Here is a 12,543-nt window from a genome sequence, read left to right as displayed (position 1 = left end):
TAAAGTTAGTTTGTCTAGCATCTAAAATAAAAATTGACGTTTCACGTTGTTTGTTTCGTTCAGTTTTCAAAGAACTACTTGGTCGCTCATTTGCGACTTCCTTATGTTAACATCTTCGTTTTTTTATGTCAACTAAGTTTTTCAATTTCTTTTTTGTCGTTTTTTGCGTTTCCGCATCAGCGACGGTTATTAATTTATCATATAATATCTATCGACGTCAACACTTTTTAATAAAAAGTTCTTTTTCTTACATAACGAATACATTCTTCTGCATTAGCGACTCTTCGAAACAAACAAAAAATGATTTTATATCTTTCTTCCATCGCCTTTTTTACAACGTCATGAATACGTTCATCTTCAAAATCAAATAAAAGTTCTTCTAACTCTCTCTTCAATATGTATTCCATTTCTTTTTTCTCTTCTTTCGTTAACATAAACCCAAGCAAATCATCACCTCAATCATTTCTTCCAGAGCAATAAAAATTAAGCCCATTTTCATTTAACAAAATCCTACCATCCATTATATCCACTACTTACGATATTAATCCCTTGTTCTCTTTTTTATATTTACAGCATATATGTAACTGAAAAGGATTGGACAAAGGGGCGTAATATTATGTTTTTCTTTTTTATTACGAGTAAAAGAAACTTTAAACACATTAGCTTAATAGTGATACTTTCCTTATTTACAGCATGGCTACTCTTTTTGAAAACATATTCACACGAGTCTGCTTTTTCAACCGCTACAGGACCTAAAGTTATTTACAAAGGCGACATCTCTAAAAAACAAGTTGCATTCACGTTTGATATTAGTTGGGGAGACAAAAAAGCAATTCCAATCCTTGATACACTTAAAGAAAGAGATATTAAGAATGCAACCTTCTTCCTTTCTGCTGCATGGGCAGAAAGACACCCTGATGTTGTTGAACGCATCATAAAAGATGGACATGAAATCGGTAGTATGGGTTATAATTACACGTCCTACACTTCTCTAGAGGCAAATGAAATACGAAGAGATCTTCTGCGAGCACAAGATGTTTTTACAAAACTCGGCGTGAAACAAATTAAACTATTGCGTCCACCTAGTGGAGACTTTAACAAGGCAACACTTAAAATAGCAGAATCACTCGGATACACTGTCGTTCATTGGAGTAATAACTCAAACGATTGGAAAAACCCTGGCGTAAACAATATCGTTTCCACCGTCTCTAATAATCTAAAAGGTGGAGATATCGTCTTATTACATGCATCCGATTCTGCTCTTCAAACAAATAAAGCTTTACCACTGCTTCTACAGAAATTAAAGAGTGACGGCTATGAACAAATATCCGTATCACAACTTATTTCCAACACAAGTACGAAAAGTAAAGATGTCCAATAATTTTTCACACATAAAAAGCTCTACTACCTTTCGTTCAGGTAATAGAGCTTTTTTTATCCCGATATTTTCATTCGTACAACTACCCTGCGTAAAAACTCTCTTAATTAGGCCGACTTACTCGTCTTTCCAATTAAACGATGTAATATAAGTAACTGATATGCATTACATAATAAAAGTGGTATCACCATTAAATATAACCAATCTGTATCATTAATTCGAAGTGCTGGTACCCACTCAAGAATTGTTACAACGACCATAAAGAACAAAGCTGGCACAAATGCCTTTTTATTCGTTTCCTTACTTTTTATATAAGCAACGATGGCACCAAACATAAATAACACACCAGCAACAAGTATGTTATTCCCTAATGAAACTTCCCCATTTGCAATCAATACCGATCTTAAATACACAAAATCAAATAAAACGAATGCAATAAAGAAGAGCTGGACTATATTCCATAAAGAAGACGATCGAAACATTCCCAGTCCAAAACGGTGGATTGTTAAATAAGCAAAGAACCCCATTTGACTTATCACACTAAAAATAAATCCTACACCCATCAACCAGAAGGAGACTGCCAAAATTTCCTTTCCGTCGAAATTTTGAAAAAATTTAGCGTACTTGTCCCACTCTAAAACAAATCCAATAATGACTGTACTAACCCCACCAAGAAACAACGTCGTAAAAAATAGTCGTACCCACTTGCGGCTATTCACAACACATCCCCCATTATCCTTATATTTCTAATTAAATTGTATCAATGACAATTTCAAAAAGCTAGCCATGTTCATGTATAAATTCCTTAAAGATATTTATATTAAAAAGAGAGAACTGTGCTGAAAGGAGTTCCAACTTATGAAACGGATGCTGCTCGTTTTGACTTCTTCTTTTCTATTTCTTGTACTTGTAGCATGTGCACAAGAAAAAGAAGCAAAGTCCGAACTTGATTATGATCAAACCAAGAAAATGATTGTTGATATTTTAAAAACCGATCAAGGTAAGAAAGCCATTCAAGATGTGTTAACTGATGAAAAAATGAAACAAGCACTCATACTAGATGAAACAGTAGTAAAGAAAACGATTGAAGATGCAATGGTATCCGATAAAGGGCAACAATTCTGGGAAAAGCTCTTTAAAGACCCTGAGTTCTCATCGAAATTCGCTAAAAGTATGGGAAAAGAACAAACAGCCTTAATGAAAACATTACTAAAAGACCCTGAATACCAAGCAGGCGTCATGGAAATTATGAAAAACCCTGAAGTAGAAAAAATGATGTTACAAACGATGAAGAGCAAAGAATACCGTCAATATTTACAACAAGTACTAACAGAAACTGCTGAAAGCCCACTCTTCCAAGCTAAGATGATTGATATTATTAGTAAAGGTGTCCAAAAAGCCGAAAAAAGTGGTTCTGATAAAAAGGAAGCCGGCGGTGAAGGTGGTTCCCAAGAAGGTAAAAAGGAACAGCAGTAAAAATAATAACGATAATAATGAGTGGACAATATATGTATCATCCACTCATTATTATTTTATTTTTGCGCAACAGTTGTTTTATCAATTACCGTTTCAGCTATTGTGCGATAAATAAGACCTGTCGTATGCGTATCTTCATATACTGACGGCGCAAAATCTTCTTTATTCCAATCAGGTTGTTGAAGCGGGATTCGGCCAAGTACTTCTGTTTGAAGTTCTGTAGCTAGTTTATCTCCTCCACCTCTTCCAAACACATATTCTTTTTCGCCAGTTGTTTTACTTTCAAAATAAGCCATATTCTCAACAACACCAAGAATACTATGTTCTGTACGTAAAGCCATTGCTCCAGCACGTGCTGCTACAAATGCCGCTGTTGGATGCGGTGTTGTGACAATAATCTCTTTACAAGCTGGTAGCATCGAATGTAAGTCTAGCGCAACATCACCTGTACCTGGTGGTAAATCTAAAACTAAATAATCTAAATCGCCCCATTCTACTTCTGTAAAGAAATGATTTAACATTTTCCCAAGCATAGGTCCTCTCCAAATAACCGGTGCATTATCTTCTACAAAGAACCCCATTGAGATTACCTTTACACCTAGACGCTCCACTGGGATGATTTTATCTCCTCTTACTACAGGGCGTTTTTCTATCCCCATCATATCAGGTACGCTAAAACCATAAATATCGGCATCAATGATACCAACTCTTTTCCCTAGACGAGCTAGAGCAATAGCAAGATTAACAGAAACTGTTGATTTCCCTACTCCACCTTTTCCACTCGCCACTGCTAAAAATGTCGTTTTCGAATTTGGTGACAATAAAGATTCAGTTTGCTCTTCTTCTTGTTCTGGTGCAAACTGAGCTAATTCCTCTTCTGTAAATTCTGCAAAGCGAAGCCCTACTGTTGCTGCTCCTAGTTCTTTCACTAACTTTACAATTCCAGATTGCAATTGCATTTGTTCCGCTGTACCGGTTTTTACGATTGCAATTTTAACACTTACATGTTCCTTCTCAGGCTTGACTGTCACCTCTTTAATTGCCCCTGTTTCTTTTAACGTTTTATGTAAAAACGGATCTACAATCCCTTCTAACGCTTCCACTACTTGCTCTTTCGTTACCATAATTAGCCCAGCCCCCTGTATGAAAAATAACATAATGTTAATTAAATATATCTCTCTTTACTTTTGAAATAAATGCGTTTACATTTCCAGTATAACATATTTTCGGAAAACTTCGTTAACGAGAGAAACGCAAAAAAATCCTCCTTATTCTGGAGGATTTCCTTTTTCCGTGAAATAACGTAATATACCACGATATACTGCAGCTGCTACCTTTTGCTGATATTTCTCCGAATTTAACATATACCTTTCATTTACATTCGATAAAAAGCCAGCTTCAATTAAAGCGCCTGGTGTTTTCGCATACTTTAATAAATACACATGAGAAATTGTTTTAGCAGAACGATTTGTATTCTCTAAACTCGTTCTCAACTCAGCTTGTATAAATTTCGCAGCACGTTCATTTTCAATTGAAGAACGGTAATAGAACGTTTGTGCGCCCTTCGATCCACTACTAGTTAAAGCATTTAAATGGATACTTGCAAAAAAGTCTACATCGGGTTTATTAATAATCTCTACACGTTTTTTTAAATCTTCTGCTTTACGTCTACTATATGACTTTGTATCTTTCTGGGCTAAATCATAATCTCCCTCACGCGTTAAAATAACTAGTGCACCTTGCTCTTGTAAATAATCTTGCACCTTCTTTGTGATCTCAAGCGTAATATCTTTTTCTACAATATCCTTGCCACCAACAGCCCCTCCGTCTGGTCCACCATGCCCAGCATCTAATACGATTACTTTCCCTGATAAGGGTAAATTCCAAGCTCGCCACGATTTTGTAATTTGAAATTCTTGTTTGACTAAAAAAAACAAAATAACCGCAGCGAGTGCAAAAGAGATAATTCGAATTCTCTTCATACCTTTCCTCCTCCAGCTAGTCCCTCTAATTACTTATATGGGACAAGAGGAAAGTTTATGCTTGTCTTAATGAAGCTTTAATCGATATCTTCTTTCACCTTTTTCATATCCTTCCTGCCACCATAAGCCGATAAACTGCTGGCAAGATTCAAAAAGTAATTCCTCATCTTGTAATTTAATTTCCCGCATAGTCATGCTCGTTAAAAATTGAAATAGTGTTTCCGTTAATTGTTGCTCTTCTTCTAAGGCCCTATATTTCACATCAAAGAACGATTCGCCATAATAGCCAAATTTACTATATCTCGCTCCTAATAAATACGATTCTATCCCTAATTCAATGCAGTAATCTTCATACTGACGATGAAGTTCCTGCATCTGAAAGGCATCTCTAATATTTGAACGTAATGTTTTTAATGATAATTCCCGCAGCATCTTCCGCTCATATTTCAACTGCTTTTCTTTTTGTTTTTCTTGTAAGCTGACAATGACATTCATAGTACTTATAAACCTCCCTAATACGTATTAGTCTAAACTTCTAAAGAAGAAGCATACGCGAGAGGATAGCACTAAAATATTCCAAACTACAAAAATTACAAAAGAGGAATGAAACATAAAAAAACCCCAACCAAAATGGTTGGGGTTTGTAGTTCGCAAAAATTAACGTTTTGAGAACTGAGGTGCACGACGTGCGCCTTTAAGACCGTATTTTTTACGCTCTTTCATACGTGCGTCACGAGTTAATAGACCTGCACGTTTTAGTGTTAGACGGTATTCTGGATCAGCTTTTAATAAAGCGCGAGAAATACCGTGACGAATAGCACCAGCTTGACCAGTGTATCCACCACCATTTACGTTTACAAGTACATCGTAGTTACCTAAAGTTTCTGTTGCAACTAGAGGTTGTTTCACTACTTCACGTAATGCAGCAAATGGGATATAGTTTTCAAAATCACGACCGTTAATGATAACGCGTCCTTCGCCTGGAACTAGGCGTACGCGCGCTACTGAACTCTTACGACGTCCAGTGCCATAGTATTGAACCTGTGCCAAAGTAAGCCCTCCTTTAATTGATTATCCGCGAAGTTCGTAAACTTCTGGTTTTTGTGCTTGGTGTGGATGCTCTGCTCCAGCATACACGTTTAGTTTCTTAGAAACTTGACGGCCTAAGCGTCCTTTTGGAAGCATGCCTTTAATTGCAAGCTCTAACATTTGTACAGGGTAGTTTGTACGCATTTCAAGAGCTGTTCTTTGTTTAAGTCCACCTGGGTGGTTAGTGTGACGGTAGTAAATTTTATCGTTTAATTTATTACCTGTTAAATGAATTTTCTCAGCGTTAATAATAATTACATGATCACCCGTGTCAACGTGTGGTGTAAATGTAGGTTTGTTTTTACCACGTAAAATGGATGCTACTTCACTAGCAAGGCGACCTAAAGTTTGACCTTCAGCATCAACCACATACCATTTACGCTCAACTTCGTTAGCTTTTGCCATAAAAGTCGTACGCATGTGTTTCCCTCCTCGTTATCTTTTCCATAGAAAAAATCTATTGTTTATCTTAAACACGATTTCCTTCCGGGGCTAATCGTGGTTTTAGAAACAATACCATATGTTATGATATACTTTTGAGTTTCTAATGTCAAGCAAATGTTACACCAGGATTAGTTGTTATAGTTTACCTGCCATAAATAAAGCCCATGACCAGGAGCCATCTTTCCAGCAAACTGACGATTTTGTTTCGCTAAAATCTCTGGAATGCTATCCGGATCAAGCTTTCCTTGCCCTACGCTCAGTAACGTACCAACAATAATCCTGACCATATTATATAAAAATCCATTACCTACAAAACGAAAAATTAATTCGTCGTCCTGCTCAATTAGCTCGATTTCATAAATTGTTCTCACTTTATCTTTTTTGTCAGTTTTTGCCGAACAAAAAGAAGTGAAATCATGCGTTCCAATAAAATAAGGGATCGCTTTTCTTATAGCGTTTATTTCGAGCGGATATGGATATTGATATACGTAATTTCTACGGAATACATCCGCAGTCTTTGATAATAATACACGATAACGATATTCTTTTCTCTCGACACCGTAACGTGCGTGAAATTCTTCTGTTTTTTTCTCTACCTGTGTGATAACAATATCATCTGGTAACATTGTGTTTAATGCATTGTTCCATTGCCACTCTTCAAGAGACAACGGTGTATCAAAGTGTATCACTTGTCCTTTAGCATGAACAGTAGAATCTGTTCTGCCCGATGCCTGAACACGGACAAGTTCCCCTTTATGCAATTTCTGTAAAGCTTTCTCTATTTCTTGTTGAACAGTACGATGCTGCGGTTGAATTTGATAACCACAAAAATGCATGCCATCATATGCAACCGTACATTTTATTCTATCCATTTCTTTATTCTCCATTACGATCGCACCCATGCCAAAATACAAGCTAAACAAAGTAAGCTTATAATTGTTACTGTATCGCTTGTTTTCCAGCGTAGTTGCCTGAATTTAGTACGTCCTTCGCCACTTTGATATCCACGGGCTTCCATAGCAATTGCTAAGTCCTCTGCACGCTTAAAAGCACTGATGAATAGAGGAACGAGTAGTGAAATGATAGCTTTCATCCTATCTTTTATCGGTCCCCCTGCAAAATCAATACCACGTGACGATTGTGCCTTCATTATTTTACTCGTTTCATCCATTAATGTCGGGATAAAACGAAGAGAAATTGACATCATTAATGCGATTTCATGAACAGGAACTTTTATACGCTTCAACGGCTTTAATAACGTCTCCAAACCATCTGTAATCTCAATAGGTGTCGTCGTTAACGTTAATAATGTCGTCATTAAAATAATAACGAAGAATCGTATAGAAATGTATATTCCTTGCTCTAATCCTTTTTCATGTATCGAAAACCAACCAAGCTGGAATAGTACTTCCCCTTCTTTATTTGTTAAAATATGCAGGAAAAATGTAAAAAGAAAAATCCATAGAATTGGTTTTAAGCCCGAAAGTACATAACGAATCGGCACTTTTGCAAAAAATAAAGCAATGAGTGCATATAAAAATAAAAATCCATATGAAATCGCATTATTTGCTAAGAAAACAACAAATACATATAAAAAGACAATCAGCAGCTTCGTACGTGGATCAAGTTGATGAATAAGAGAATTCCCTGGAATATATCTTCCAATAATCAACTGCTGCATGATTCATGACCACCTTTTCGTAACACCTGCACAACTTCATGAGTAAGATCCTCTAAAGATAAGGTAGCCTTTGGGATTGAAATGCCAAACTTCTCTTCAATTGCACGTTTATACTTTAAAGACATAGGAAGATCCACGCCAATTTTCTCTAGTTCATCAGCATGTGAAAATACTTCCTCTGCACTTCCTTGCAAAAAGACCGTTCCTTTATGCATGACTACAATCTGCTCGGCATATTTAGCAGCATCCTCCATATTATGCGTTACAAGGATAACTGTAAGGCCTTTCTCCTTATGTAGCTTATAAAACATCTCCATAAGTTCATTTTGCCCTTTTGGATCTAGTCCTGCTGTAGGTTCATCTAATACAAGCACTTCGGGTTCCATCGCTAATACACCTGCTATCGCAACACGCCTCATTTGCCCACCACTTAACTCAAATGGTGAACGTACTAACAGTTCTGGTTCTAACCCTACAAGTTGAATTGCCTCTCTTGCCTTTTGCTTCGCTTCTTCTACAGATACACCAAAATTAGTAGGTCCGAAGCAAATATCTTTCTCCACAGTCTCTTCAAACAACTGATGTTCTGGGAATTGAAAGACAACACCTACCTTTTTACGTAGTGGCTTTAGCTTTTTTTCTTTCTTTCCTGCCGAAATGAAATGTTCACCAATTTGAACTGTGCCATTTGTCGGCTGCAATAAACCATTTAAATGTTGAATCATCGTCGACTTACCTGAACCAGTATGACCGATAATGGCATAATAGCCCCCACTTGGAAACGACACGTCTACATCATAAAGTGCGCGTCTTTCAAATGGAGTTTTATATTGATAACGATGTTCTACTTTTTGGAATGTAATCTCCAAAGTTCGTTCACCAAGCTTTCCATTGTAAGATGCGTATTTTGCAAGAGAATTTCATTTCTTTTTAATAATTCTGCTATTTTCACTGAAAATGGTACATCTAATCCAATTTCTTGGAGCATATGAGAGGACTTGAAAATTTGTTCTGGAGTCCCTTCCTCTAATATCTCTCCCTTATTTAAAATAATGACACGGTCTGACTGTGCCGCTTCTTCTAAATCGTGCGTAATTGATAACACGGTAATACCTTTTTCATTAACAAGTTGTCTAACCGTTTCTACCACTTCACGTCTCCCTTGAGGGTCTAGCATTGACGTTGCTTCATCTAATATCAAAATAGACGGCTGAAGTGCTAAAACGCCTGCTATTGCTACTCGCTGCTTTTGCCCACCAGATAACGAATGTGGCTCATCATTAAGAAAATCTTCCATACGGACTAGTCGTAAGGCCTGATCTAATCTTTCTACCATTTGCTCTCTTGGCATTCCGATATTCTCTAAACCAAAGACAACGTCATCTTGCACTGTCGTTCCAACAAATTGATTATCTGGATTTTGAAATACCATCCCAATTTGTTTTCGAACATCCCATACCGTTTCCTCTGACAAAACCATTGTATCATTTACTGTAATTGTCCCTGCTTCCGGCAAAAACAAACCATTCAATAATTTTGCAAGTGTAGACTTCCCAGAACCGTTTTGTCCAATAACAGATACCCATTCTCCTTCATATAAGGAGAATGAAACATCTTTTAATGCATAAGTGGCTGCACCAGGATATTGAAATGATATATTTTCTGTCCGAAGTTTCTCTTTTTTCAATACAAGGCACCCTTTCCTTCGCCAAGTAAGCCTATTTTTATATTTAAAAAAAAGGGCCATGACCAGTTTCTTGAAAAGAACTGTCCTGCCCTTTTAATTATCATTATACTAACTCGATAATTACCATTGGTGCTGCGTCTCCGCGACGTGGACCAATTTTTGCAATACGAGTGTATCCGCCTTGGCGCTCAGCATAGCGTGGAGCTACATCAGCGAATAGTTTTTGAAGTGCATCTTGACCAGTCTCAGCGTTAGCTACTTCATTGCGAATGAAAGCTGCTGCTTGACGACGAGCATGAAGATCTCCGCGTTTACCTAAAGTGATCATTTTTTCCACTACAGAACGAAGTTCTTTTGCACGAGTTTCTGTCGTTTGGATGCGCTCGTTGATAATTAAATCAGTAGCTAAGTCACGTAACATAGCTTTACGTTGCGCACTTGTACGGCCTAATTTTCTGTATGCCATTCGTAGTTCCCTCCTTTGTTGATGGGTTTAAATCCTCAGTCGTCTTTACGTAAACCTAAACCTAATTCCTCAAGTTTATGTTTAACTTCTTCTAAGGATTTACGTCCTAAGTTACGAACTTTCATCATATCTTCTTCTGTTTTGTTCGCAAGCTCTTGTACAGTATTAATTCCTGCACGTTTTAGGCAATTATAAGAACGAACAGAAAGGTCTAGTTCTTCGATAGTCATCTCAAGAACTTTCTCTTTTTGATCTTCTTCCTTCTCGACCATAATCTCAGCATTTTGTGCTTCATCAGTTAAACCAACAAAGATATTTAAATGCTCAGTTAAGATTTTGGCACCTAAAGAGATAGCTTCTTTTGGCCCGATGCTTCCATCCGTCCATACATCAAGCGTAAGCTTATCATAATTAGCCACTTGTCCGACACGTGTCTTTTCCACTTGGTAAGTCACACGTGATACTGGAGTATAAATAGAATCAATAGGAATTACTCCTATTGGTTGATCTTCGCTTTTATTTGCATCAGCTGGCGTATACCCACGGCCACGCTTTGCAGTTAAACGCACGCGGAAATGCGCATCTTTTGCTAACGTTGCAATGTGTAAATCTGGATTTAAGATTTCTACATCACTATCGTGAGTAATATCAGCAGCTGTGACAATACCTTCGCCCTGCACATCAATTTCCAACGTCTTCTCTTCTTCAGAGTAGATTTTAAGAGCTAACTTTTTCAAGTTTAAGATGATCGTTGTAACGTCTTCTACTACGCCCTCAACTGTTGAAAATTCATGTAATACGCCATCGATTTGGATAGCAGTAACAGCGGCACCAGGGAGTGAAGATAAAAGAATACGACGTAAGGAGTTACCCAACGTAGTACCATATCCACGCTCAAGCGGTTCAATTACGAATTTACCATATTTAGCATCTTCGTTAAGTTCAACCGTTTCGATTTTCGGCTTTTCGATTTCAATCATTAACTAAACCCTCCTTCAAAACGTCGAAACCCCGGTTAAACAAAGGTATAACCTCTGTCTAACCGAAAGTCCCCCTTAGGCAGTTCCCGATTGTGCACAACAAGCGATGTTTCTGTACGAAATTTCTCGATAATGCATCATATCCATTATAGACAAAAGGGAAAATTCTATACAGAAAAATTACACACGACGACGTTTTGGTGGACGACATCCATTATGAGGAACTGGAGTAACATCTCTAATTGCTGTTACTTCTAGACCTGCAGCTTGAAGAGCACGAATTGCAGCTTCACGACCAGCACCAGGACCTTTAACAGTAACCTCTAAAGTTTTTAAACCGTGCTCCATTGCAGCTTTAGCAGCAGTTTCAGCAGCCATTTGCGCAGCGAATGGAGTAGATTTACGAGATCCACGGAAACCAAGTGCACCAGCACTAGACCAAGAAAGCGCGTTACCGTGAGTATCTGTAAGTGTTACGATTGTGTTGTTGAAAGTAGAACGAATATGAGCTACACCAGCTTCAATATTCTTTTTCACACGTTTTTTACGAGTGTTTGTTTTACGTGCCATTGTTAGTTCAACCTCCTTTACTTATTATTTCTTTTTATTTGCTACTGTACGACGTGGACCTTTACGTGTACGAGCATTGTTTTTAGAGTTTTGACCACGAACTGGTAAACCACGACGGTGACGAAGACCACGGTAAGAACCGATCTCCATTAGACGTTTGATGTTAAGAGATACTTCACGACGAAGATCTCCCTCAACTTTAATACGATCGATGATATCACGGATACGTCCTAATTCGTCTTCCGTTAAATCACGAACTCGTGTTTCTTCAGAAACACCAGCTTCAGCAAGAATTTTTTCAGCAGTTGTGCGACCAATGCCGAATACGTAAGTTAAAGAAATAACAACGCGTTTGTCACGAGGAATATCTACACCTGCGATACGTGCCATTCCGAATGCACCTCCTTCTGATTAACCTTGTTTTTGTTTATGTTTAGGGTTTTCACAAATAACCATTACTTTTCCACGTCTACGAATAACTTTACATTTTTCGCAGATTGGTTTAACTGACGGTCTTACTTTCATGTCTCGAACCTCCTTAAAGATTACGGAGTGCTATATTATTTAAAACGGTACGTAATACGACCACGATTTAAATCGTACGGAGATAATTCTACCGTAACTTTGTCTCCTGGTAAAATACGAATGAAGTTCATACGGATTTTACCAGAAACGTGAGCCAATACGACATGCCCATTCTCTAATTCTACTTTGAACATAGCATTTGGCAACGTTTCAAGAACGGTACCTTCGACTTCAATTACATCATCTTTAGCCATTCAATAGTTCT

Annotated in this window: 19 protein-coding genes; 2 read left to right on the top strand and 17 right to left on the bottom strand. The window is 37.5% G+C overall.

Features of this window, described 5'->3' with window-relative positions:
* Nucleotides 1–227 precede the first annotated feature (227 nt).
* Nucleotides 228–446: a hypothetical protein gene (locus PDK19_RS24145; protein WP_000900296.1), complete on the bottom strand. Its 219-nt coding sequence runs from the start codon at nucleotides 444–446 to the stop codon at nucleotides 228–230.
* Nucleotides 447–616: 170 nt separating this feature from the next.
* Here PDK19_RS24145 and pdaB point away from each other — a divergent pair, with 170 nt between their 5' ends.
* Nucleotides 617–1,381 (top strand): polysaccharide deacetylase family sporulation protein PdaB, encoded by a 765-nt coding sequence (gene pdaB / locus PDK19_RS24140; RefSeq protein ID WP_000464702.1) that lies wholly within the window; start codon nucleotides 617–619, stop codon nucleotides 1,379–1,381.
* Between the two features lie 104 nt (nucleotides 1,382–1,485).
* Here the strand turns inward: pdaB and kbaA are convergent, their stop codons facing one another.
* Complete coding sequence (gene kbaA / locus PDK19_RS24135; protein ID WP_001088517.1) at nucleotides 1,486–2,097, bottom strand: KinB signaling pathway activation protein KbaA; 612 nt, start codon at nucleotides 2,095–2,097, stop codon at nucleotides 1,486–1,488.
* A 139-nt stretch (nucleotides 2,098–2,236) separates the two neighbouring features.
* Here kbaA and gerD point away from each other — a divergent pair, with 139 nt between their 5' ends.
* The gene (gene gerD / locus PDK19_RS24130; RefSeq protein ID WP_000827521.1) at nucleotides 2,237–2,854 is read left to right on the top strand and encodes a spore germination protein GerD; all 618 of its coding nucleotides are present in this window, start codon (nucleotides 2,237–2,239) and stop codon (nucleotides 2,852–2,854) included.
* A gap of 56 nt (nucleotides 2,855–2,910) precedes the next feature.
* On the opposite strand, the gene PDK19_RS24125 is transcribed toward gerD, so the two are convergent.
* The 15 genes from PDK19_RS24125 to infA form a co-directional block, all read right to left on the bottom strand.
* Nucleotides 2,911–3,978 carry an Mrp/NBP35 family ATP-binding protein gene (locus PDK19_RS24125; RefSeq protein ID WP_000256611.1) on the bottom strand — a complete coding sequence of 356 codons (1,068 nt, stop codon included), beginning with the start codon at nucleotides 3,976–3,978 and terminating at the stop codon, nucleotides 2,911–2,913.
* A gap of 144 nt (nucleotides 3,979–4,122) precedes the next feature.
* On the bottom strand, nucleotides 4,123–4,836 hold the full coding sequence (gene cwlD, locus PDK19_RS24120; protein WP_000822436.1) for an N-acetylmuramoyl-L-alanine amidase CwlD: 714 nt from the start codon (nucleotides 4,834–4,836) through the stop codon (nucleotides 4,123–4,125).
* Nucleotides 4,837–4,902: 66 nt separating this feature from the next.
* Nucleotides 4,903–5,331, bottom strand: a complete 429-nt coding sequence (locus tag PDK19_RS24115) for a YbaK family protein (RefSeq protein WP_001101006.1) — start codon at nucleotides 5,329–5,331, stop codon at nucleotides 4,903–4,905.
* Between the two features lie 162 nt (nucleotides 5,332–5,493).
* The gene (rpsI, locus tag PDK19_RS24110) at nucleotides 5,494–5,886 is read right to left on the bottom strand and encodes a 30S ribosomal protein S9 (RefSeq protein WP_000079986.1); all 393 of its coding nucleotides are present in this window, start codon (nucleotides 5,884–5,886) and stop codon (nucleotides 5,494–5,496) included.
* Between the two features lie 21 nt (nucleotides 5,887–5,907).
* Nucleotides 5,908–6,345, bottom strand: a complete 438-nt coding sequence (gene rplM / locus PDK19_RS24105; RefSeq protein ID WP_001260793.1) for a 50S ribosomal protein L13 — start codon at nucleotides 6,343–6,345, stop codon at nucleotides 5,908–5,910.
* A 152-nt stretch (nucleotides 6,346–6,497) separates the two neighbouring features.
* Entirely contained in the window at nucleotides 6,498–7,241 is a 744-nt protein-coding gene (truA, locus tag PDK19_RS24100; RefSeq protein WP_011039908.1) for a tRNA pseudouridine(38-40) synthase TruA, read from the bottom strand.
* Between the two features lie 14 nt (nucleotides 7,242–7,255).
* A complete protein-coding gene (locus PDK19_RS24095) occupies nucleotides 7,256–8,050 on the bottom strand; it encodes an energy-coupling factor transporter transmembrane component T family protein (RefSeq protein WP_001186536.1) in 795 nt (264 codons plus the stop codon).
* Nucleotides 8,038–8,919, bottom strand: coding sequence for an energy-coupling factor ABC transporter ATP-binding protein (locus tag PDK19_RS24090; RefSeq protein ID WP_000406520.1), 882 nt, complete (start codon nucleotides 8,917–8,919; stop codon nucleotides 8,038–8,040). Before PDK19_RS24090 ends, PDK19_RS24095 begins: the two co-directional genes overlap by 13 nt.
* Nucleotides 8,895–9,737 carry an energy-coupling factor ABC transporter ATP-binding protein gene (locus PDK19_RS24085; protein ID WP_000711783.1) on the bottom strand — a complete coding sequence of 281 codons (843 nt, stop codon included), beginning with the start codon at nucleotides 9,735–9,737 and terminating at the stop codon, nucleotides 8,895–8,897. The genes PDK19_RS24090 and PDK19_RS24085 overlap by 25 nt, the downstream gene beginning before the upstream one ends.
* Before the next feature lie 103 nt (nucleotides 9,738–9,840).
* The gene (rplQ, locus tag PDK19_RS24080) at nucleotides 9,841–10,203 is read right to left on the bottom strand and encodes a 50S ribosomal protein L17 (protein ID WP_000331490.1); all 363 of its coding nucleotides are present in this window, start codon (nucleotides 10,201–10,203) and stop codon (nucleotides 9,841–9,843) included.
* 35 nt (nucleotides 10,204–10,238) lie between these two features.
* The gene (locus PDK19_RS24075; protein WP_000569643.1) at nucleotides 10,239–11,183 is read right to left on the bottom strand and encodes a DNA-directed RNA polymerase subunit alpha; all 945 of its coding nucleotides are present in this window, start codon (nucleotides 11,181–11,183) and stop codon (nucleotides 10,239–10,241) included.
* A 180-nt stretch (nucleotides 11,184–11,363) separates the two neighbouring features.
* A complete protein-coding gene (gene rpsK, locus PDK19_RS24070) occupies nucleotides 11,364–11,753 on the bottom strand; it encodes a 30S ribosomal protein S11 (RefSeq protein WP_000101799.1) in 390 nt (129 codons plus the stop codon).
* Between the two features lie 24 nt (nucleotides 11,754–11,777).
* A complete protein-coding gene (gene rpsM, locus PDK19_RS24065; RefSeq protein ID WP_000090789.1) occupies nucleotides 11,778–12,143 on the bottom strand; it encodes a 30S ribosomal protein S13 in 366 nt (121 codons plus the stop codon).
* Nucleotides 12,144–12,164: 21 nt separating this feature from the next.
* The gene (rpmJ, locus tag PDK19_RS24060) at nucleotides 12,165–12,278 is read right to left on the bottom strand and encodes a 50S ribosomal protein L36 (protein ID WP_000868344.1); all 114 of its coding nucleotides are present in this window, start codon (nucleotides 12,276–12,278) and stop codon (nucleotides 12,165–12,167) included.
* A 35-nt stretch (nucleotides 12,279–12,313) separates the two neighbouring features.
* Entirely contained in the window at nucleotides 12,314–12,532 is a 219-nt protein-coding gene (gene infA, locus PDK19_RS24055) for a translation initiation factor IF-1 (protein ID WP_001029884.1), read from the bottom strand.
* Between the last annotated feature and the right edge of the window lie 11 nt (nucleotides 12,533–12,543).

Origin of the sequence: Bacillus cereus group sp. BcHK124, assembly GCF_027712065.1 — a bacterium.
GTDB classification, from domain to species: domain Bacteria; phylum Bacillota; class Bacilli; order Bacillales; family Bacillaceae_G; genus Bacillus_A; species Bacillus_A pacificus.
The sequence above is the reverse complement of the archived record's forward strand: the minus strand, read 5'-3'. Positions and strand labels throughout refer to the sequence as shown.